Raw genomic sequence first — 20807 nt, forward strand, 5'->3', positions numbered from 1 at the left:
TTTCTAAAAAAAATCAAAGAAGGAGAGGGTTAAAAAAGTGGATTATTTAAAACGATTGTTCATCGGAAAGCCACTAAAATCTGCTGAAAATGATGAGCATAAATTAAGTCGATTTGCGGCATTGGCGTTGTTGTCATCTGATGCATTATCGTCAATTGCTTATGGGACAGAACAAATTGTTGTCGTGCTAGTTACTTTATCCGCTGCTGCCATTTGGTATTCGTTGCCAATTGCTGCTTTTGTCATTATTTTACTTATTTCATTAACATTATCTTATAGGCAAATTATTCATGCGTATCCTCATGGCGGCGGTGCTTACGTAGTAAGTAGTGAAAACTTAGGGAAAAATGCAGGTTTAATCGCAGGAGGTTCTTTATTGGTGGACTATATGTTAACTGTTGCGGTTTCAGTTTCTGCTGGTGCTGATGCAATTATTTCAGCAGTACCTGCGTTATACGGGCATCAAGTAGCTATTTCTATTGGTATTGTTTTATTGATTATGTTGATGAATCTAAGGGGATTACGAGAATCGGCAAGCTTTTTGATGTTACCTGTGTATAGTTTTATCGCAGTTATTACATTGCTGATTGTTACTGGTTTATTTAAAATCGTGACAGGTGCCGTTCCTCTCCACGCAACGGCAATTCCGGGAGCCGTAGTACCTGGTATTACGATTGCCTTGATCTTACGAGCTTTTTCATCTGGTTCCTCTTCTTTGACCGGTGTAGAAGCAATTAGTAATGCAGTGCCTTTTTTTAAAAAGCCTAGAGCGAAAAATGCAGCTGGCACGTTAGCATTGATGGCTGGAATTTTAGGTTTTTTCTTTGTAGGAATTACCTTTATCAACTATTGGTATGGAATCGTACCTCAAACAGAAGTCACTGTGTTGGCTCAAATCGGAAAAGCTGTATTTGGTCAGAATCTGCTTTACTATATACTGCAGTTTACAACAGCTTTGATTTTGGCTGTAGCAGCTAATACGGGATTTTCAGCCTTTCCAGTTTTGGCATATAACTTAGCGAAAGACAAGTTTATGCCTCATATGTATATGGATCGTGGAGACCGTTTAGGTTATTCTAATGGAATCTTGACTTTGGCAGCAGGCTCTGTTTTCTTGTTGTTGATCTTTCAAGGGTCAACAGAACGACTAATTCCGTTGTATTCGATTGGCGTATTTATTCCATTCGCTTTATCTCAGACAGGGATGGTTATCAAATGGCGAAAAGAAACAAAGAAATGGTTAACCAAATCAATCGCCAATATTGTTGGAGCATTCATTTCCTATGGGATTATTGTTATTTTGTTCTTGTATCGTTTAGGTGATATTTGGCCATTCTTTATTATTATGCCTGTCTTGATCTTTATTTTCTACAGTATCCATGCTCATTATCAAAATGTAGCGGAACAATTACGCTTGGAAGAAAAAGTGAAACAGCAAAAATTTTATGGAAATACCGTCATAGTTTTAGTAGGAAATGCAACTCAGGCAAACGTGGGAGCAGTCAATTATGCCCGCTCAATTGGTGACTATGTCGTTGCTATGCATGTATCATTAGATGAAAATATTGAAAAGGAAAAAGAGATCGAAGCAGAGTTCAAAAAACATTTTCCAGATATTCGTTTTTCTGTCGTTCATTCTTCTTACCGCTCAATAACTAATCCAATTTTGCGTTATGTTGATATCGTTAGTAAAAATTCTGCAAAAAGGAATTATACAACGACTGTTTTGATTCCACAATTTGTTCCTAATAGACGATGGCAAAATATTTTGCATAATCAGACTAGTTTACGTTTACGTCTGCGTTTATCTTGGCGAGAAAATATTGTTGTTTCGACATTTAGTTATCGTTTGAAGAAGTAGCAGTAAAGTCGTAAGATTGTTCATTATTTGAATGATTTTACGGCTTTTTTATTTCCTGTAAAAAGGTAATGTTATTCTTTTTTTTTGAAAGAAGTTATAATCGTATTTAAGTGAAAATAAATTGAGTTAGATGGGAGTAAATATGTCAGTTAAAATTTTGTGGGAGTTAGGAGAGATTTATACGACTCCTTTAGATTGGTTTTTAGTTTTATTAGGAATGGCGTATAGTTACTATTTGCAAGGAAGTTTTTTCAATTGGCGAATTCTTATTTTTTTAGTGATCTTATTTTTGTACCACATCACCATGAACACGTTTAATAATTATATGGACTATAAAAATGCAAAGGATGACGATTATAAAAAGCAAACGAGTACACTCAGTAAGTGGAATCTTTCTTTAAAGACAGTCAAAAAAACGTACTTAATTTTTCTTAGTCTTTCTTTAGTTTTTGGTGCTATTTTGGTTTTTAGTACAGATGTCTTGGTGTTAATCTTAGGTATTCTGGGTTATTATGTTGGATTTGGTTATTCTTATGGCAAAAGACCAATCAATAGTTTACCGATTGCTGAAACCATTCCTGCTATGTTAAGTGGGTTTATGATTCCGATTATAAGTGCTTATTTAGCGAATTATGGAGAGGTTAAAATGACTTTTCATTCTCTTGGGGCAATGTTAATTGCTTTCTTACCGATGTTTTTCTGTATGTTTAATAATTTATTGGCAAATAATACATGTGATCTTGAAGAAGATATCAAGAATGGACGAAGAACGCTAGTTTACTATATTGGAAAGAGAAATAGTGTGTATTTACTTAGTCTTTTGACCTGTTTAAGCTATGCTGCTATTATAGTGGCAGTTTATTTTAAGCAAGCACCACAATTAACATTGGGGATGATTCTCCTACTGCCTGTGACGTTAGGCATGTTACGTCCATATTTTAAACAGCAAATAAAAAAACAAACCTTTCCTCTTGTGCTTAAAGGGATGTCTTTAATAATGCTAGGTTATCCTATTGTTTATTTGATTGGGGCTTGTATTAAGTGAACAGAGGTAATTTAAAGTGAACGAATAAAAAGTGAGTAAGAATGTGAAGTGGTTTTTACTCGCTTTTCTATAATCTAGCTACATGAGCTAGCTCTTCAGAAAAAAGATAAATCCTGTTAGTGATAAAGACCATCACCAACAGGATTTCCTATTTTTCAGTTAGAGCTGAACAGCTCATTGCGCTTTTCTATGATCCAGCTGCATGAGCTAGCTCTTCAGAAAAAAGATAAATCCTATTAGTGATAAAGACCATCACCAACAGGATTTCCTATTTTTCAGTTAGAGCTGAACAGCTCATTGCGCTTTTCTATGATCCAGCTGCATGAGCTAGCTCTTCAGAAAAAAGATAAATCCTATTAGTGATAAAGACCATCACCAACAGGATTTCCTATTTTTCAGTTAGAGCTGAACAGCTCATTGCGCTTTTCTATGATCCAGCTGCATGAGCTAGCTCTTCGGAAAAAAGATAAATCTTATTAGTGATAAAGGGCATCACCAACAGGATTTCCTATTTTTCAGTTAGAGCTGAACAGCTCATTGCGCTTTTCTATGAATGTTTACTCGCCGGGTCTAATCGGCGTTCTATCATTCCTAATACCCAATCTGTAATGATTGCCATCAAAGCAGTAGGCAAGGCTCCAACAAGGATGATTGCTGTGCCATCTGTTGCATTGGTTCCACGAATAATGATATCACCAAGGCCGCCAGCTCCTACAAAAGCACCGATTGCTGTAATTCCAATAGCGACAACTAAAGCATTACGGATTCCTGCCATAATGACAGAAACGGATAGAGGCAATTCCACCATATAAAGGCGTTGCCATTTTGTCATCCCCATACCTTTACCTACATCTAAAATGTTACGATCAACCTGAATCATTCCAGTATAAGTATTTTTGATGATTGGTAAAAGAGAATAGAGAAATACCGTGACAATAACGGTATTTACGCCAAGTCCTAGACCAAGCATTAAAATCGAAAGCATTGCAAGAGACGGGACTGTTTGAATTAAGTTTGCGATACTAACAATCCAACCGGCCATTTTTCTTCTACGGGCAATGAAAATGCCAATCGGTATCCCGACGATAGCAGCGAACAATACGCCATAGACAGAAATTAGAAAATGCCGGACAAATTGACTCAATACATAACTGCCGTTTTGTTCGAAGTAATAGAAAAACTGTTGCAGTAAATTCATATCTTGTAAATTCTGCATTATTTTCCACCTCCATCAGATTCGAAGAAATGGTTTTCTTTTAAGAAATTATCAGCTACAGTTTCAGGTTCCATCAAGTCATTGTCTGCCTGATAATTTAGTTTTTGCATGGTTTCTGTGGAAATCTTCCCAGACAATTTAGCAAGAACATCATTTAATTCTGGATGTTTTTTGAGTAAGGCATCTGTTACTACAGCACAGGCGTCATACGGCGGAAAGAAATGGAGGTCATCTTCTAAAATGACTAAATTATAACTACCGATGCGTCCATCTGTTGAATAACCTAAAACAACATCCATCTTATTTGCAGCTACAGCATCATAAACGAGACCAATCTGCATTGGAAACACACGTTTAAAATCAAATCCATAGGTCTCGGTGAACCCTTTGTAGCCGTCACCTTTTCGATCAATCCAAGAAGTATCTACGCCAGCTGTTAATTGGTCGCCGACTTTTTTTAGATCACTGATTGTTTTTAAGTTATACTTTTTAGCTGTTTCCTGAGTAACCATAAACGCATAGGTGTTAGCAAATCCGTACGAACTAAACCACTGTTGCTGAAATCTTTTTTGAAATTCTGATTGTACGGCTTCAAACGCTTTTTTAGGATCTTTGATAGGTTCCATATTTAACGTTGTGGTTAAATCCGTTCCAGTATAACGAGCTGCTGAGATTTGAGCATCACCATTCATCATTGCTTGATGGTTAATAGTCGTAGTAGCTAAATTATTGATAATGTTTGTTTTTTCATCTGTGTAATGTTCAATCATACCGGCAACTAAACTTGCTAGTATTTGTGCTTCAGAGGTGATTCCACCAGTAATTGAAATTGTAGAATCATCCGAATTTGAAGATAATCCTGGTAAAGAACACCCAGATAATAATAGTATACTGCTAAATGAGAGAAGTAATAATTTTATAGTTCGCTTCATTGTTCGGCCTCCTTTAGTGCTTTAGGAGTCAATTTTTTCTCTAACAGACCGAGCAATAAGTCTGCAATTAAAGCTAAAATGGTAACAGGAATTGTTCCAGCGAAAATCAAATCAGGTTGATAATTATTTAATCCGCTGAAAATAAAGTCTCCAAGACCACCAGCCCCAATGTAAGAAGCCAATGTTGCCCAAGCAATTACATAAACTGCGGCTAATCGAATTCCAGCCATGATGGTTGGCATAGCAATGGGTAATTCAACCATGAAAATTGATTGCACATTTGTCATGCCCATACCTTTTGCGGCGTCTTTGTAATCAGAACTGACTTCTTTGATACCAATGTAAGTATTCCGTAAAATGGGAAGTAATGAGTAGATAAACAGTGCGATGATCGCTGGAATTTTTCCAACACCAAAAATTGGAATCATTAAAGCAAGCAATGCCAATGAAGGAACAGTTTGCAAAGCACTGGTCAGTCCAATAACGATAGCGGCGGTTCTTTTGGTTCTGGTTAGTAAAATCCCGATTGGTACTGCAAAGAAAACCCCCAAAATAAGTGCCACACCAGAAATAAAAATATGTTCACCTATTTTTGTAACAAGTTCATTTCCTCTTTCTAAAAGAAACTGATTCATTCTTTTACACCTCCGCTTGAGGTTGTTTGACATCGGTTGATTCGGTTCCATTAAGCATGTCTGTTTCTTCCTCACCCCAGATAACATCATAAACGATATCAACTAAAGAAGCTCTGGTTAAGATGCCAACCACTTTTTGTTGATCATCCACAACAGGAACATATTTTAAACCACGTTTTAAAATTCGCTGCAAGGTATCACGCAGTAAAGAAGATTTTTTTACAAAGAATACTTTTGGATTCATGATATCACTAACACTTGTTGCGGTATTTCTACGGCGGTCTATAGTTTCAACATCAATAAAGCCTTTTAAAACACCAGTACCATCAACAACTAATAATGTATCTACGCGTTTCTCTCTCATTCGCTTGATCGCTTCTGATAATGATTTTTCTGGTGTGATTGTAATCGCATTGTTTAGCATTACTTCACCAACTGTTGTAATATCCGGTTTGGCTTGAATCAAGCGATCTTCACCAATTAATTCTTCAACAAATTCATTCACTGGATGACGTAAAATATTATCCGGTGTATCAAACTGAATGACTTTACCTTCACTCATAATGGCGATACGATTGGCTAATTTTAACGCTTCATCCATATCATGAGTTACAAAAACAATAGTTTTACCTAAACGTTCTTGTAAATCTTTGACTAGGTCTTGTAAAGAATCTCTCGTGATTGGGTCTAAGGCACCAAAGGGCTCATCCATCAAAATAATATCTTGATTTGCAGCTAAGGCTCTGACCACGCCGATCCGTTGTTGCTGCCCCCCAGAGAGCTCATTTGGATAACGATCCAGCATTTCTCTAGGTAATTCAACCAAATCGATCATTTTCTCTGCAATTTTATTGCGTTCTTCTAAATCGACTTTTAGCAACTTGGGGACAAGCACAATATTTTCTCTGATTGTCATGTGTGGCATTAACCCAATGTTTTGGATAACATAACCGATCTTTCTTCGTAGTTCTACTGGATTGATTGTCTGAATATCTTCACCATTGATCAAAATTTTTCCTTTTGATGGATCAGTCATACGATTGATCATCCGCATGGAAGTTGTCTTTCCACTGCCACTGGTTCCGATAAAGCAGATAAATTCACCTTTGTCAAAAGACAGATTGATGTCGTCTACAGCGATTTTACCGCCTTTGTAAATTTTTGAAACATGTTGAAATTCGATCAACTTTCTCACCTCAAATTCTTTTTCTTGATCTTGTTTCCTAATCGAATTCAGTGAAGAAAAATGGACGTAGAGTATGACTATTCGGTCATTTTCTACGATTTTTCTTTCCGAATAAATTAGGTTCGTTTGGTGTTTCCTAACAAACGTTTCTACTACTAGTATGCTACAAAACAATGATTTGGACAAATCAGAGGATTTTTTCGGTGTATTAGATCAAAAAGACGGGTAGTTTTTTTAATCCACTATTATTCTATTGACAATAGTGGAGAATCTTAGTATATTGTTGACTAGAACAGCTACTATTTTATAACTAATAGGGAGTGAAAAGGAGAAAGAAATGGAAAAAATTGGGTTAGTTTACTTGGTATTTAGTTTAGGTTATTTATTTTTATTTTACATTTTTTCTAAAAAGGATGAAAGTTATCGAAAATTCGTTTTATTGGGATTTGTCATTATTCAGCTTATTTACTTGGTATGGCGTTTTATGGTTACGATACCTAATGGTAGCATTGCTGAAATAATTGCTGGAAGTCTATTATACTTGGCTGAATTTATGGGATTTGTTCAGTCACTTACGTTGGTTTTCTTATTTTGGAAACCGTATAAACGTCCTGAAAAATCTTTGGATGATTTGGAAAGATTACCGACTGTAGATATTTTGATAGCCACATATAATGAAAATATTGAAATTTTAGAGAGAACCGTCGTAGGCTGTTTGTCCATTGATTATCCGAAAGAGTTAGTGAAGATTTATCTTTGTGACGATGGAAATCGACAACTGGTAAAAAAGTTGGCGGCAAAACATCAAGTTGAATTTATTGCTCGTCCAACACATGAACACGCCAAAGCAGGGAATTTAAATTATGCGTTAACAAAAACGAATGGACAGATCATAGTAACGCAAGACGCTGATATGGTACCAAAACGAGAATTTTTACAACGGACGTTGGGGTATTTTACAGATGATCAAGTCGGATTTATTCAGACGCCTCAAACCTTCTTTAATTCAGATATATTTCAGCATAATCTGTATTTAGACAGCGAAATTAATAATGAACAAGATTTTTTTATGCGTACTTTGGAAGAAGGAAAAGATCAATTTAATGCGGTTTTATATGTGGGTAGCAACGCATTATTTAAACGTGATGCGCTGGATTCTATTGGAGGATTTACAACGGGTGTAATTACGGAAGACATGGCTACAGGTTTATTGTTACAAAATAATGGTTGGCAAGGAGTATTTGTCAATGAAGCCCTAGCTTCAGGACTTTCTCCAGAAACTTTAGCTGATTATGTAAAACAACGCGATCGCTGGGGACGAGGGAATGTACAGGTTGCTAAAAAATATACATTGAAAAAATTACAAAATTTAACATTTATTCAAAAATGGTTTTATATTGATGGTGTGATGTATTGGTATTCCGGGATGTATAAGTTGGTCTATTTACTTAGTCCATTTTTATATTTAGTTTTGAATATTCCTAGTTTGAACACGACTTTAGCACAATTAGTTGTGTTTTGGCTGCCGGCTTTTCTGTCAGGTAGTTTAATGTATAAATCAGTTGCCAGAAAAAAATACAATTCCTTTATAAGTAATATTTATGAATTAGTTACGGCGCCGCAGGTTTCATGGGCAGTTTGGAAAGAAACGCTATTCAGTCAGAAAAAGAACAAAAAATTTCATGTGACCATCAAAGGAGTTCAAGGGGAAAGAAGCTATTTTGATTGGCGCAACAGTAAAGTTCAAATCCTGTTATTAGCAGTAAACTGTTTTGCATTGATTTATTACATCCTGCAATTAGATTGGCAATCTTTGCAGTGGTGGCAGATTTTTTCTATTAATATTTACTGGCTGTTTTATAACATTATCAGTTTAACGGTTGCCGTCTGTGTTGCCTATGAACGACCACGCTTGCCGATGAATATTCCTGTTGAGTACCAAGGGAAATTAGTGAAGGAAAATCAGGTTATTCCAGTTCAAATCAATTATTTGGGAGAACGAAGTGTGATTGTCACAGTGGATCAAAAAGCCCCATTTTTGAATCTATTACTGAATCAAGAGGAAGCATTGCTTTCTTTTCAAAAAATAAAAAATGTAAAAGTGATTCGTTCACGTATTATTAATATAGCAGGGAAAGTTGAGATAACATTCAAGATTCAAAAATTTTCACGTAATAATCATTACCGTTGGTTAGGACTTATTTATTCGGATACAAAGTATAGAGTAGGAGATGTCCATTCCATCAGAGTAAAATTTTATACGATTTTTAAATATATATTTAAAAATAGAAAAGATGCACAAAAAAATCAACAGTTGTTGTCATAAAAGGAGCCAATTAGACGTATGAAAAAACAAAAAGTATTTATTATGTTAGTTTTTATGGTTGTTGTTTTGACTGGATGTGCAAAATCTGCAGATCCTAAAGATGTTACTACAGCTTTCATCAATAATGCCATTTATGGTATAGATAAAGAAGAAGCTGAGAAGTACTTTTATAAATTAGAAGTACCGAGTCAAGCTGATTTAGTTCGCGATTTTTCTGAGCTATTTGATTTATCAAAAGAACAAGCAGAAGAATTAGTAACTATTTATCAGGAACGACTTGAAAAAGAGACAAGTTTTTCTGTAAAAATTAAAGACACTACATCGAAAAAACAAAAAGCACAAGTGAGTGTCACAGGTCTGGATCAGACAAAGTTTGATCAGATTGTTGATCAAAATACGGATGAAGAATTAGTTCAATGGTTAAAAAAGAAAGGTCATGATAAGATCAATCATTTAGATGATATTGATAAAATTTCCGATGAAAAGCAGTTAAACGATATCTTAAAAGAATTAAACACATTAAATGACAAAGACCTTAATCAAATCCAATTTGAAGCACTTAAAAAGACGTTTAAAGAATTGAAAGCAGCAAGTAAACCAAAAACGATTCACCTAGAACTGGAACCCGATAAAAAAGAGAAAAAGTACTGGATTATTGTAGATGAAGAAAAGCGATTTAATGAATTACTAGATGCTTTCCAAGGATAACGACAATAAAGAAATATGTTGATTAAGGAGAAGTTAGAATGAAAAAATTTATAGTATTTTGCATAGCTCTTTTGATGATAGGAGTTGGAACGACCCAGACGGTAAATACTGCGGACGCTGCTTTTTCTAAAGATGAAATCGTCAGAAAACGGTTTGCATTAAAAAAAGAGCGACTATCTGAGATTGTCACCAAAAAAATAGCTCACGTTGAAAATTCAATCAAAATTAAATTAAAAGAACAAGAAGCAAAGAAAATACAAAAGCAAAAAGAAGAGACCGACAAAAAAGCAGAAGAAGACAAAAAGAAAGCTATACAAGAGGAAGAAAAAGAGCGAACTATAACACAAAATCAAACTATAGAACCGACACAAGGTGAAGATACCGCAACCGCAAGTAATCAGGAAGAAGCCGAAGCGGTTTCTGGTGCCTCTGCCATTGGACGTGAAAGAGGTCAAAAAAATAGAGAGTGGGGCGAACAGCTGCAAGATCCTAATTTGACACGAGAAGAGCGTCAAGGTATTATTCAAGAGAAAAAGAATTACAACCGCAATAACCACCGATAAAGGAATAAATACTATTGTGTTCTAAAGCAAAAAGCATTGAAGTGCGGGGCTGATTTTGATATTTTTGTAGAAAAAAATCAAAATAATTAGCCATAATTGCTCATCGTGTAGTCTATTTATTTCAGTGGATGTTTATGGAAACAGTGGGTAATTCGTCAGTCAAAACTGTGATAAGGGGATTGAGCGATGAGGGCTTCAAGCCAGTTTAAAAAAGGTGCTTTAGAAATGTGTGTACTTCATTTTATAAAAAAAGAAGATCGATATGGTTACGAGTTAACACAACGAGTGAATCAGTTTATACCAATTACCGAAGGGGCGCTTTACCCAGTTTTGCGTCGACTAGTTAAAGAGTCTTATTGCATCATCTATACTAAAGAATCACCAGATGGTCCTTCCAGAAAGTATTACCAAATGACGGAAAAAGGAATAGAATATTTGGAAACTTTAGAGCGTGATTGGGATGAATTCGTGGAACAAGTGAGTAAACTGAGGGAGGCAGATTAGTGAGCACGATGGAAGAGTATTTAAACCAACTAAAAGCTGCTTTTGCTGAAGAAGATATAGAAGATTTTAATGAACTAAAGGAAGATTTGTTGGAGCAGTTGGCCATTTGTTTAGAAGAGGGACAGACAGAAACGGAGGTTGTCGCAAGACTCGCACCTCCAGAAGAGATAGCAGCAGATTACTACGCAGATTTAAGTTTAGATGCTGCAATCAATGCTAAAACTTCTGTCGTTCCTAGAGAAGAAATTCAAGACGTATTTATTCAAACACAGAAAAAAAGAATGCAAAAATTTGCAAAAACCGTGTTTAAGGTATTAAAACCCTTATTATTGCTAGTGTTGCTAGTCTTATTTTCTTTTTTCTTTATATATATAGTAAAAGAGATTAATGAAGAACGAAATCTAGCTGGGATTCCAACGGTTTTATGCTTATTACTATTGGCAATTTCTTTACAATTAGCAAAAGGTTGGGTCAGTAAAAAAAGACGTTGGGTCAATGGATTATCAATTAGCTTTGTAGCAATTGGAGCGGTACTGCTGTTGTTTTTTTCAGTAACTGGTCAGTTGATGTATACAGGCAGACAATATTATAAAGAAATCAATTTATCTTCTAATAACCATGCTGCATTCAGTTTTGATTCAGATGCTGATGTTGAGATTACGACTGTAGAAGTGTCTAGTACTGAAAAACCAAGTTTGATGGTCAAAGGTCGATTCAAAGAAAGTGACATTCAAAAAATAGAAAATGGATCGTATGATAACAAAGTAAACTTGACTTTAGACGAAGAAAACATCTTTGATACATTCACTCGAACAGGTCGTTCAGAGGTGATTTTCTTTATTCCAAAAGGAACAATTCTTGATGATTTCCACTTAGGATTAAGTCAGGGAGATCTACGTTTATTGGATATTCAAACAAAAAATTTTGATTTAGATTTGACCTCTGGCGATGTCTACGCGAAAAATATTATCGCAGATGAAGGGAATATAGATAGTAACTATGGAGATGTCATCATAGAGGAATCAGCAATGAATTTAAAGGTTAAAAGTATTTCTGGTAAAACAGTTATTACTGGTATGTTAGGTGATTTAATGATTGAAGGGGATCAAGGATTATCAATTTTGAAATTCTTACGTTCTGACAATGTCGTATTAAACAATCATTCGGGTCGAATGATTTTAGAAGATTCTGAAACGAAGAAACTCGCAGCAACGGCAACAGAGGGTCAAGTAATCGTTAAACGAACAAAAGGTGATCTTTTGATGGCCAATGAACAAGGTAAAATTGTTTCAGAAGAAAATCAAGGAACATTAGAATTGAGAAATGGATATGGTCCAACCATTGTTATACAAAGCAGTAAAGTAAATGCAAATGTTTCAAGTCAATCAGGATTCATCAAATGGCTGCAAGATCCCGATCAATCGGTCAAGGTTACAGCCAACACAGAGACCGGAGAATTGAAAAATGACTTCTCAAAGGCGTCTGATAGTGGAAAGTATAAAATTGATGTGAAATCTAAAACCGGAGATATTAAAATTCTCGAAAAAGTTGAATAAAAGCAACAAGATCTGATAGTTAGAAAGTTTTTCTAAAAGCCTATGATCATAGGGAATAGTTGGTACTGAAATTCATAGTTATAGAAGTGAGTGGGACAAAATTAGTTTTGTCCCAGCTTCTTTTTTCAGGGAAAAAGTTTAAGGAGAAAAAAATGTTTAATAAGAGGAAAATAAAAAAGTGGTTTAATCAAGGACAACTAGCTTGGGTTGAAAGAAATCATCAACAAGCTGTTTATTTTTTTAAGTTGGTTATTGAAACAAGTATCAAACATGGAGGGATTCGACTGAATGATTGTTTCAGTTCATTGGTCTTACTCGGAGATATTTACAGCGAAGAAAGGTGTTTTGAAGAAGCTGAGTTACTTTATCGGATGGCAGCAGGAATGGATTTTTCTGCGAAGTTTGTTTTATTAAAAAAAGAATTATTTCATGATGAGTCAAACGTTGAAATAGATATAAAGCAATGGTTGAAAAAAAATATGATAGATTTTACCGATGTAATTCAAGCAAGAGACGGTAAGAACTGGATATATCTTATTGACGAAGAACAGATTAATTATAAAGCAATGATAACTTCAAAAAAAGTGTTAAATGCGACAGGAGAAACGGTAAAAGCCGACACTTTATGGTCTTATGAAGATTATATTGATACACCGAGCATCAGTTAATTCAAGAGTGGAAAGTCTAAAACGAAATTACTTTCTCGTTTTGTTCTAGGCTTTTTTATTATTATCTTCACAATGAAAGGAAGTTTCATACAGAGTAATAATTGTTAAAGTAAAATTGATTTATTTTAATAATAAAACAAGATAAATAAAAAATCTGCTGACACTTTGTTGACTATGAAATTGTTTTTCTTTAAAATGAGTAATAGATAGAAACGAATAAAATAAAAAAGGCACTTCACAGATCAGTTGGCGCTGATCCATGAAGCCCTGAAAAGTCAGAGAACGCTGACCAATCAAGTTGCCCATGTCAATGCGTAACATCGACATATTCCATTTTACTCAATTTTTGGACAAATATCTAGAACTTTTTTCTCTAGATGGTGAGCTGGATAATGTGATGCCTATTTGTTGAACATGCAATGGTGTTGGTAGAGTTTACCAGCACCATTTTTTTATTTTGTTTCTATCTGCAAAATGGTGATGAGTTGTATTGAGGATAGTGAATGGCTGAAGCCGACAGCCTGTAGTTATCCGATAAATACAACCGTCGCTTTGCAATTTCAGAAGAATCAAAGATAGACAAGTACTAATAGAATCGTTGGAGAGGTAATGTTCTTATTAGCCAACTGTATAACTTTGAAACTTCAGGGATATGAACAGGAGTAAAGGAGTAAAAAGAGAGGTGACTTATTCAGAGCAAGTCAGTTTATTTTTTCTCCTAAGCGCCTGTTTGTATCTTTAAGAGAAGAAAAAGCTAATTAGATTTTAACATTCTGAATTAAAATTTTTCAACTAAAACACTTACTTTCATAATTAAAAATAATCAATTGGTGTTAATTGTTGAAAAGCAATATATCTAAGTGACCTCGTATATTTTGAAGTATAAAAGCTAACTTTTTTACTATCTTGAAAAACTGAAATAAGAGATCCTGATAAGTAAAAAAATCAGGATCTCTTATTTTATTTTTCTTTATAAATTCCTGCTTCTATTTCAGATCGGTTTTCTTCTAAAAAAGATGGCAAAGCAAGCTGTTCACCTAACGACTCCAAAGGTTCATCAACTGTAAATCCGGGTGTTAAAGTAGCAAACTCAATACGGTTACCACCTGGTTCTCTAATATATAGACTTTTAAAGTAGCCGCGATGAACGATTTTTTCAATGAACCAACCTTGTTTTTTAGCTTTTTCATACAAGTCATGGAGCTTTTTTTCATTTTCAACTGAAAATGCAATATGATCTATGCTTCCTCGACCCATCCGCATTTTTTCAGATGTTCCAGTGGGTAAAATCTGAATAAAATCAGTTTCGTTTAATTGGATACATCCCTGTTTTGATTTCCAATCTAATAACTGAAAGAAAAAATCAGCTGTCTTATTAGGTTCAGAAACATAAATTTCTGTAGAGAGAAGCCCTAGAATTTGTTTTTCTCCAGGAATGTCATTTTTTACTTGAAATTCTTGGGCTAAAGGTTCTTGCTCTACTTCAACTAGGCGAAGCTCAACTTGATCATTGTCTGTAAAATAAAGTTGATGTCCCTTTTTAGTGTAGTTGATCTGTGCATTAGTTAAACGTTGTTCCCAATATGAAATACTACCTTGAGGGATCTTTAGTCCAATTGAGCTTAAAAAATGTTCATTGTCATAACGCTGAGCGAGTGAGGGAACGACAAAGAATGTAATGACAGAACCAGGTTCGCCTGTGTAATTTCCATAATAGTAATGAAGCATTTTGTGATTATCCTGATTGACTGTTTTCTTTACAAAACGCAAACCTAGAATGTGTGTATAAAAAAACTGATTTTCGTTAGCAAACCTTGTTAATAATGATACATGGTGAATAGGTGCAAACATTAAAAGACCTCCTTGAATTGATCACTTACTAAAAGTAAGCTTATTCCTTATAAACAATAGTTTCAAGTATTTTGCCTTTATACTGTAGTTTTCTTCGTAGCCATATATCCTAAAAAATGGTAGAATAGCCAAGACAAATTCAGTAGAAAGAGTGACCAATATGCTTAGTACAGAAGATTTTGATTTTGATTTACCAGAAGAGCTGATTGCTCAAACACCTTTAAAAGATCGAACAAGTTCACGACTGTTGGTTTTAAATCGTGAAACAAAAGAAATTGAAGATAAACACTTTCACGATATCATTGATGAATTAAATGCAGGAGACGCATTAGTCATGAATGATACAAGAGTATTGCCAGCTCGTCTATATGGAGAAAAACCTGAGACTGGGGGACATTTGGAAGTACTTCTTTTGACCAATACAGAAGGGGATACTTGGGAGACCTTAATCAAACCAGCTAAACGGGCAAAAGTAGGAACGCAAATCAGCTTTGGTGACGGGCGTTTAACGGCAACTGTTATTGAGGAGCTAGAACATGGCGGGCGAATTGTGACATTTAATTATGAAGGAATTTTCTTGGAAATTTTAGAATCATTGGGAGAAATGCCTTTACCGCCCTATATTAAAGAACGTTTAGAAGACCCTGAACGATATCAAACAGTTTATGCAAAAGAAAACGGCTCTGCTGCGGCCCCTACGGCTGGTTTACACTTCACCCAAGAACTACTTGGTAAAATCCAGTCAAAAGGCGTGAAGCTCGTTTATTTGACCTTACACGTCGGTCTAGGGACTTTCCGTCCCGTTAGTGTGGATAATATTGCGGAACATGAAATGCATAGCGAATTTTATCGTTTGACAGAAGATGCAGCAGAACAATTAAATGATGTTCGGAAAAATGGCGGAAAAATAATTGCGGTAGGAACAACGTCGATTCGCACATTGGAGACAATCGGAACAAAATTTGATGGACAAATCAAAGCAGATAGTGGCTGGACAGATATTTTTATTACTCCGGGATATGAATTCAAAGTGGTACAAGCTTTTTCAACTAACTTTCATTTACCAAAATCAACATTAGTGATGCTAGTTAGTGCATTTGCAGGAAAAGATTTAACGCTTGCAGCATATCAACATGCTATTGATGAAAAGTATCGGTTCTTTAGTTTTGGAGATGCGATGTTTGTAAAGTAATAAATACAGAAAAAAACTCATTCTGCCTTTAACTGAGTCAGTGGGAGGAATAAATGAGCTATATGATTCACAGCTTGTTTATTTCACACTTTCGAGTTAATTGAGAGTGAGTTTTTTCTGATTTTTTATATTCGAGGTAGTAACATTTATAATCCGCTTAGAAGTAATGTTTGCGATAGCTCTCTTTTACGAACTGATCTTGGTAAGAAGCAACGAATTTCATCTTCGTTAAAACCAATCTGTAATCTTTTTTCATCGATCATAATTGGACGACGTAGTAATCCAGGATTGTCTTTTACTAACTCCAATAATGCATGTAATGGCAGTTCATTAATATCAGTAGCTAACTTTTGAAAAATTTTGGACCGGATGGAAATAATATCCTCAGTACCTTCTTCTGTAAGAATTAATATATTTTTTAGTTCGTCTAATGTAATAGGAGTAGTGCCAAAATTCTTTTCTTCAAATGGAATATCATGGTCAATCAGCCATCTCCGTGCTTTTCTGCATGATGTACAGCTATTTGTCGTATATAATTTTAACATATGGTTTCATATCCTTTCGAAAATATTGGTACATACCTCTTAATAACTATAATATACTAAAAGTAAAGAATTAACAAAATAAATGCTTTCAAAATGGCTGTTTTTTTCTATCAAATGAAAGAAATAACTAAAAATTCACAAACGGTTGTTATTTTTGTTAGAGAAAGTGCAATCTTAGCTGAGAATTTAGGAAATACTGGCTGTTATGTCATTTTTCAGTTTTATAAGCATTTATTTATCAATATTGGTGACGTTTTCTCCCTGAATTTGAGTTTATGAAATGCTTGGTCTTTTGAAGGGACACTAATCAAAAGCGGACATGAAATTTATTCAAAACATTGTATAAGACAAAAATCGTTGTTTTTTGTCTTATACAATGCTTTTTTTTATTGGCATACAGTTAAAATAAAATTGCCATAGTATTTCTTCTATTTTTTTATTATTATTAAGAGAGGAATCATGTTAAAGGAGAGACAAAGATGAGTGAAGAGTTGACATATACTTATGCAACAACGATTTCAGAAAGAATTCAGGATTGGAAAGACCTTAGCATTGAAGAAGATGAACAGCTGTATTTGAAGCAGTGGCAGTCACGAAAAAGTCTATTAAAAGCTGCTGATTACGATAAAATGTTTCAGTATTATCAGTTGAACGAACATACTTTTAGTCGAGGGCTTCTGCCGTTCACTGAAGAACGTGCACAATTATTGTTGCCGACTATTGAAAAAAGTGACTGGTTCCAATTGCATAAATACTTGTTTGAAGCTGAAATTCCAATCAAAGAATTGGGATTAAAAGCTGCGTTACGTTTTCACGCAAACTACTATGAGAATCATATTCGGAGTATGTTACTAAAGTTTCCATTGATTCAGCTGTCTGAAAAAGTAATTGAGGAACTGGTGGAACAGCTAAGGGATGATTTCTTTTTCTTAGCACAAAAAACATTGGTATGGGATGTTCATCAAATGATCGAAGAATATCAATTGCAAGCAGAATCAAAAGAGGAAGAGTTTACTAAATACATCGAAGAATTTCTTGGAGACAAACAGCGAACTTACCTTTTTTACGGTGAGTATCCAACCCTTGCTAAACTTCTTGCGGTTAGACTGATGTTTGCTTGTAAAACAATGGAGGAATTTATTGCTTCATTGAGTGACTCTATTGAACAATTGGCAGAGACATTTGATGTATCAATACCAATGGATATCACAGAAATCGAGCTAGGACAAGGTGATAGTCACGAGCGTGGAAAAACAGTTATTCAGTTTCAAATAGAAGGAATAGCACTGATTTTTAAATTTAAAAATTTGGCAATAGGTACGGGGTTCAACGAGTTATTAACGTATCTAGAAGAACTGAATCCCACATTGTCTTTTTATAAAATCAAGCGAATTATTCAGCCTACATTTACGATTGAAGAAAAAGTCACCTATGGAGAATGTAAAAATGAAACAGAAGTGATGAGCTTTTATAAAAATTATGGTCAACTTTTAGCGATTGTGTATTGGCTAGGTGCAACAGATTTGCACATGGAGAATTTGATTGCCCACGGATCACACCCAGTGTTGATCGATGTAGAAACGTTGATTCGCCCTGAAATGTTTATCTTATCCAAAAAATTATCCAAACAAACACGGATAGAAAAACATTCTGTGATTGTTTCTGGGTTACTCCCACAAAAGAAAAAATGGAAACGAGAACTGGAAATGGATGCGTTGTCCGGCACCAAACAAAAATTACCTAAAAAAATCCGAAAACTGAGAAATGATGGCTCTAGTGATATTGCTTTTCAATTAGAAGAAGCCTATTTGGATGGTGCCCAAAATATTCCCCGTCTGAATGGAAAAGAAGTTGACTATCAATTATATAGTCATGTGATACAAAATGGATTTAAAGAGATGAATCAGCTTTTATTAAATAATAAAACGAAATTTATTCAAAAATTCAAAGAATTGTTTGCTGATACAACGATTCGTTTGATTTATAGAGATACACAGGATTATGGTAATTTATTACACTATACATTGCACACAGAATGTATGTCTAATTATATTGAACGTGAAAAAATTATTGAAAATCTTTGGGCAAGTAAAATTATTCCAAAAGAATTGATTCCTTTTGAAGTTCAAGCAATGCAGGATCATGATGTACCTTTATTTACAGCAAATACTTCTTCAACAAATGTATACACTAATGGCCAAGAGATACCTAAACTGTTAAAAAAGACGCCTCTCCAAGATACAGTTGCACATATGGAGCAAATCACAGAAACAACAAGTAATTTTTCTTATCTCTTGTTGAAAGAAAGTTTAGGCACGCTAGAATATGGGGAACAAGATGTCATCATTCCCGCGAGAAATCGTTCAGTTGAGCAACCATTACTGCAAAAAGCCGCAGATATTGGTGATAAAATCATAGATCAGCTTGACTTAAATCAAGAGTCTGGTGAAGTTGACTGGCTATCAGTTCTTCCTGAATCTGATGGTGAATTAGGTATTACTTATCCTGATACAGATCTTTATAATGGGAGCGGTGGTGTATATTTATTTTTCGTTTATTTGAACGATTTTGTTCCTAAAGACAGTTATCAAAAAGTGATTAATTTATTGGAAAAAGAACTATTTTTAACTGAGAATGAAACCAACATACATGATAGTGCTTTTTTTGGCGAAGGAATGCGTCTAACAGTCGCTTTTTACGTGACAAACTTGCTTAGAGATGATAAACATCGATTATATATGGAACGTAGCTTAAATGCGCTAAAAAACGCTCCAAAAGAAAAAGAGAATCAGTTGGACGAGTGGCTTTATGGGAAAGCAAGCTTATTATCCGTTTTAGCAGCTATATATCAAACTTTTCATAGCAAGGAAGCGTATGAATTACTTTTATATTATGTACAGTTAATAAGGTGTGAAGAAATGGAAGATAATAGCTTTGCCCACGGATATGCTGGTGTACTTTACGGTTTAAGCAAAGCCAATCAAATACTAAAAAAAGTTGAGGTTGGGAAGAAAATTGACTGGTACCAAAAAAAATTTGAAAAGAAACTTGAAACTGAGGAAATAGCGAATGCATCATGGTGTCGTGGGGCATTTGGAATTCAAGAAGTTTGTAAGCTGATCAATCTTTCGATGCCTGTTGAAAAAGTAAAAAAAGGGATGAGTAGAGAGTTAGCAGATTCTTGTTTGTGTCATGGTCAGTATGGAAGTTCAGATAATTATTTAAATAATATTGATTTACTAAAGGAAGAAGTGGTTACATTAAAATCTGATCCAGAAAATAGTCCAATCAGCCTTTTTTGTGGATTATCAGGTGTTGGTTATCAACTATTACGCGCATACGATTCGTTTGGTGTTCGATCCCTGTTATTTATTAACTGACACAAACTGAAAAAAGAACTTTACTTATTACGGAGAACGTTTTATAATTTAATTATTAACGCAAGGGGGAGAAATAATATCATGAGAAAATTATCTATTGAAAAAATGGAAGTAGCAAAAGACTTAAAAAAAGTGGATGCAGTTGTAGGAGCTTCATTTGAAAGAAGTAAAATTTCAGAAGATATGATGGATAAATCTGAAAAAAGTGAAGCAGCAATTGGTTGGTATACTGTACTTATATGCTTCTAAAAATAAAAAAAAGAACTAGATTAATCTAGTTCTTTTTTTTTATTAATTTGATTTCTTTAAAATCATGATACCAAAAGCTTCAGTTCCAGATATAAACAGTAAAACTAAATTTATCATCCAGTAATACGAAACTTGATTATAGGCTACAACATCATAAAGTGTAGTACCTAAGATGAATAACAGGACAATTGTAACAATAAATGAAATAAAACTTGCTGTTGAAATAATTTTCTTTCCACGTTCGTCTTTTCCTTCTTTGCTGAAGAAAAAATAAACAGAGTAGATAATAAAAATCAATGATAATCCAATTATTAGGAAACTACTCCAGTGATTCACAGGCAAGTTATCAAAAAAAGATTTGAGTGATTCGGTCATAATTTATCCTTTCCT

18 protein-coding genes are annotated in these 20807 nt (G+C 34.5%); 11 read left to right on the plus strand and 7 right to left on the minus strand.

Going from position 1 to position 20807, the window contains the following annotated elements:
- The first annotated feature begins 37 nt into the window (after window positions 1–37).
- On the plus strand, window positions 38–1861 hold the full coding sequence (locus BCR23_RS04550) for an APC family permease (protein ID WP_069634305.1): 1824 nt from the start codon (window positions 38–40) through the stop codon (window positions 1859–1861).
- Window positions 1862–2003: 142 nt separating this feature from the next.
- Window positions 2004–2906, plus strand: a complete 903-nt coding sequence (locus tag BCR23_RS04555) for a prenyltransferase (RefSeq protein ID WP_069634306.1) — start codon at window positions 2004–2006, stop codon at window positions 2904–2906.
- Window positions 2907–3453: 547 nt separating this feature from the next.
- Here BCR23_RS04555 and BCR23_RS04560 read toward each other — a convergent pair.
- The 4 genes from BCR23_RS04560 to BCR23_RS04575 are packed head-to-tail and all read right to left on the minus strand — an operon-like array spanning window position 3454 to window position 6875.
- A complete protein-coding gene (locus BCR23_RS04560; protein WP_069634307.1) occupies window positions 3454–4122 on the minus strand; it encodes an ABC transporter permease in 669 nt (222 codons plus the stop codon).
- The gene (locus BCR23_RS04565; protein ID WP_069634308.1) at window positions 4122–5054 is read right to left on the minus strand and encodes an osmoprotectant ABC transporter substrate-binding protein; all 933 of its coding nucleotides are present in this window, start codon (window positions 5052–5054) and stop codon (window positions 4122–4124) included. The genes BCR23_RS04560 and BCR23_RS04565 overlap by 1 nt, the downstream gene beginning before the upstream one ends.
- Window positions 5051–5689, minus strand: coding sequence for an ABC transporter permease (locus BCR23_RS04570; RefSeq protein ID WP_069634309.1), 639 nt, complete (start codon window positions 5687–5689; stop codon window positions 5051–5053). Before BCR23_RS04570 ends, BCR23_RS04565 begins: the two co-directional genes overlap by 4 nt.
- Before the next feature lie 4 nt (window positions 5690–5693).
- A complete protein-coding gene (locus tag BCR23_RS04575; protein WP_205688493.1) occupies window positions 5694–6875 on the minus strand; it encodes a betaine/proline/choline family ABC transporter ATP-binding protein in 1182 nt (393 codons plus the stop codon).
- Between the two features lie 337 nt (window positions 6876–7212).
- Between BCR23_RS04575 and BCR23_RS04580 the strand changes: the two genes are divergently transcribed.
- The 6 genes from BCR23_RS04580 (at window position 7213) to BCR23_RS04605 (ending at window position 13200) form a co-directional block, all read left to right on the plus strand.
- The gene (locus tag BCR23_RS04580) at window positions 7213–9201 is read left to right on the plus strand and encodes a glycosyltransferase family 2 protein (RefSeq protein ID WP_069634311.1); all 1989 of its coding nucleotides are present in this window, start codon (window positions 7213–7215) and stop codon (window positions 9199–9201) included.
- Between the two features lie 18 nt (window positions 9202–9219).
- On the plus strand, window positions 9220–9909 hold the full coding sequence (locus BCR23_RS04585; protein WP_069634312.1) for a hypothetical protein: 690 nt from the start codon (window positions 9220–9222) through the stop codon (window positions 9907–9909).
- Window positions 9910–9947: 38 nt separating this feature from the next.
- A complete protein-coding gene (locus tag BCR23_RS04590; RefSeq protein ID WP_069634313.1) occupies window positions 9948–10472 on the plus strand; it encodes a hypothetical protein in 525 nt (174 codons plus the stop codon).
- 186 nt (window positions 10473–10658) lie between these two features.
- A complete protein-coding gene (locus BCR23_RS04595) occupies window positions 10659–10976 on the plus strand; it encodes a PadR family transcriptional regulator (RefSeq protein WP_069634314.1) in 318 nt (105 codons plus the stop codon).
- Between the two features lie 8 nt (window positions 10977–10984).
- The gene (locus tag BCR23_RS04600; protein ID WP_240482532.1) at window positions 10985–12532 is read left to right on the plus strand and encodes a DUF4097 family beta strand repeat-containing protein; all 1548 of its coding nucleotides are present in this window, start codon (window positions 10985–10987) and stop codon (window positions 12530–12532) included.
- A 152-nt stretch (window positions 12533–12684) separates the two neighbouring features.
- A complete protein-coding gene (locus tag BCR23_RS04605) occupies window positions 12685–13200 on the plus strand; it encodes a hypothetical protein (protein ID WP_069634316.1) in 516 nt (171 codons plus the stop codon).
- Window positions 13201–14160: 960 nt separating this feature from the next.
- On the opposite strand, the gene BCR23_RS04610 is transcribed toward BCR23_RS04605, so the two are convergent.
- The gene (locus tag BCR23_RS04610) at window positions 14161–15051 is read right to left on the minus strand and encodes a VOC family protein (protein WP_069634317.1); all 891 of its coding nucleotides are present in this window, start codon (window positions 15049–15051) and stop codon (window positions 14161–14163) included.
- Between the two features lie 160 nt (window positions 15052–15211).
- Between BCR23_RS04610 and queA the strand changes: the two genes are divergently transcribed.
- Window positions 15212–16243 carry a tRNA preQ1(34) S-adenosylmethionine ribosyltransferase-isomerase QueA gene (gene queA / locus BCR23_RS04615; RefSeq protein WP_069634318.1) on the plus strand — a complete coding sequence of 344 codons (1032 nt, stop codon included), beginning with the start codon at window positions 15212–15214 and terminating at the stop codon, window positions 16241–16243.
- A 146-nt stretch (window positions 16244–16389) separates the two neighbouring features.
- On the opposite strand, the gene spx is transcribed toward queA, so the two are convergent.
- Entirely contained in the window at window positions 16390–16788 is a 399-nt protein-coding gene (spx, locus tag BCR23_RS04620; RefSeq protein ID WP_069634319.1) for a transcriptional regulator Spx, read from the minus strand.
- A 479-nt stretch (window positions 16789–17267) separates the two neighbouring features.
- Between spx and lanM the strand changes: the two genes are divergently transcribed.
- Both lanM and BCR23_RS14700 read left to right on the plus strand, forming a co-directional pair.
- Window positions 17268–20168: a type 2 lanthipeptide synthetase LanM gene (gene lanM / locus BCR23_RS04630; RefSeq protein ID WP_069634321.1), complete on the plus strand. Its 2901-nt coding sequence runs from the start codon at window positions 17268–17270 to the stop codon at window positions 20166–20168.
- A gap of 81 nt (window positions 20169–20249) precedes the next feature.
- Complete coding sequence (locus tag BCR23_RS14700; protein ID WP_167352149.1) at window positions 20250–20417, plus strand: hypothetical protein; 168 nt, start codon at window positions 20250–20252, stop codon at window positions 20415–20417.
- 42 nt (window positions 20418–20459) lie between these two features.
- Here the strand turns inward: BCR23_RS14700 and BCR23_RS04635 are convergent, their stop codons facing one another.
- Complete coding sequence (locus BCR23_RS04635) at window positions 20460–20792, minus strand: hypothetical protein (protein ID WP_069634322.1); 333 nt, start codon at window positions 20790–20792, stop codon at window positions 20460–20462.
- Window positions 20793–20807 lie beyond the last annotated feature (15 nt).

Source organism: Enterococcus quebecensis, from assembly GCF_001730365.1.
Taxonomy (GTDB): Bacteria; Bacillota; Bacilli; order Lactobacillales; family Enterococcaceae; genus Enterococcus_L; species Enterococcus_L quebecensis.

Bases quoted from the DNA above. Each gene is read 5' to 3' on its own strand.
- BCR23_RS04555 (WP_069634306.1), top strand. From the start codon at position 2,004: ATGTCAGTTAAAATTTTGTGGGAGTTAGGAGAGATTTATACGACTCCT.
- BCR23_RS04560 (WP_069634307.1), bottom strand. From the start codon at position 4,122: ATGCAGAATTTACAAGATATGAATTTACTGCAACAGTTTTTCTATTAC.
- BCR23_RS04565 (WP_069634308.1), bottom strand. From the start codon at position 5,054: ATGAAGCGAACTATAAAATTATTACTTCTCTCATTTAGCAGTATACTA.
- BCR23_RS04570 (WP_069634309.1), bottom strand. From the start codon at position 5,689: ATGAATCAGTTTCTTTTAGAAAGAGGAAATGAACTTGTTACAAAAATA.
- BCR23_RS04580 (WP_069634311.1), top strand. From the start codon at position 7,213: ATGGAAAAAATTGGGTTAGTTTACTTGGTATTTAGTTTAGGTTATTTA.
- BCR23_RS04585 (WP_069634312.1), top strand. From the start codon at position 9,220: ATGAAAAAACAAAAAGTATTTATTATGTTAGTTTTTATGGTTGTTGTT.
- BCR23_RS04590 (WP_069634313.1), top strand. From the start codon at position 9,948: ATGAAAAAATTTATAGTATTTTGCATAGCTCTTTTGATGATAGGAGTT.
- BCR23_RS04595 (WP_069634314.1), top strand. From the start codon at position 10,659: ATGAGGGCTTCAAGCCAGTTTAAAAAAGGTGCTTTAGAAATGTGTGTA.
- BCR23_RS04600 (WP_240482532.1), top strand. From the start codon at position 10,985: ATGGAAGAGTATTTAAACCAACTAAAAGCTGCTTTTGCTGAAGAAGAT.
- BCR23_RS04605 (WP_069634316.1), top strand. From the start codon at position 12,685: ATGTTTAATAAGAGGAAAATAAAAAAGTGGTTTAATCAAGGACAACTA.
- BCR23_RS04610 (WP_069634317.1), bottom strand. From the start codon at position 15,051: ATGTTTGCACCTATTCACCATGTATCATTATTAACAAGGTTTGCTAAC.
- queA (WP_069634318.1), top strand. From the start codon at position 15,212: ATGCTTAGTACAGAAGATTTTGATTTTGATTTACCAGAAGAGCTGATT.
- spx (WP_069634319.1), bottom strand. From the start codon at position 16,788: ATGTTAAAATTATATACGACAAATAGCTGTACATCATGCAGAAAAGCA.
- lanM (WP_069634321.1), top strand. From the start codon at position 17,268: ATGAGTGAAGAGTTGACATATACTTATGCAACAACGATTTCAGAAAGA.
- BCR23_RS14700 (WP_167352149.1), top strand. From the start codon at position 20,250: ATGAGAAAATTATCTATTGAAAAAATGGAAGTAGCAAAAGACTTAAAA.
- BCR23_RS04635 (WP_069634322.1), bottom strand. From the start codon at position 20,792: ATGACCGAATCACTCAAATCTTTTTTTGATAACTTGCCTGTGAATCAC.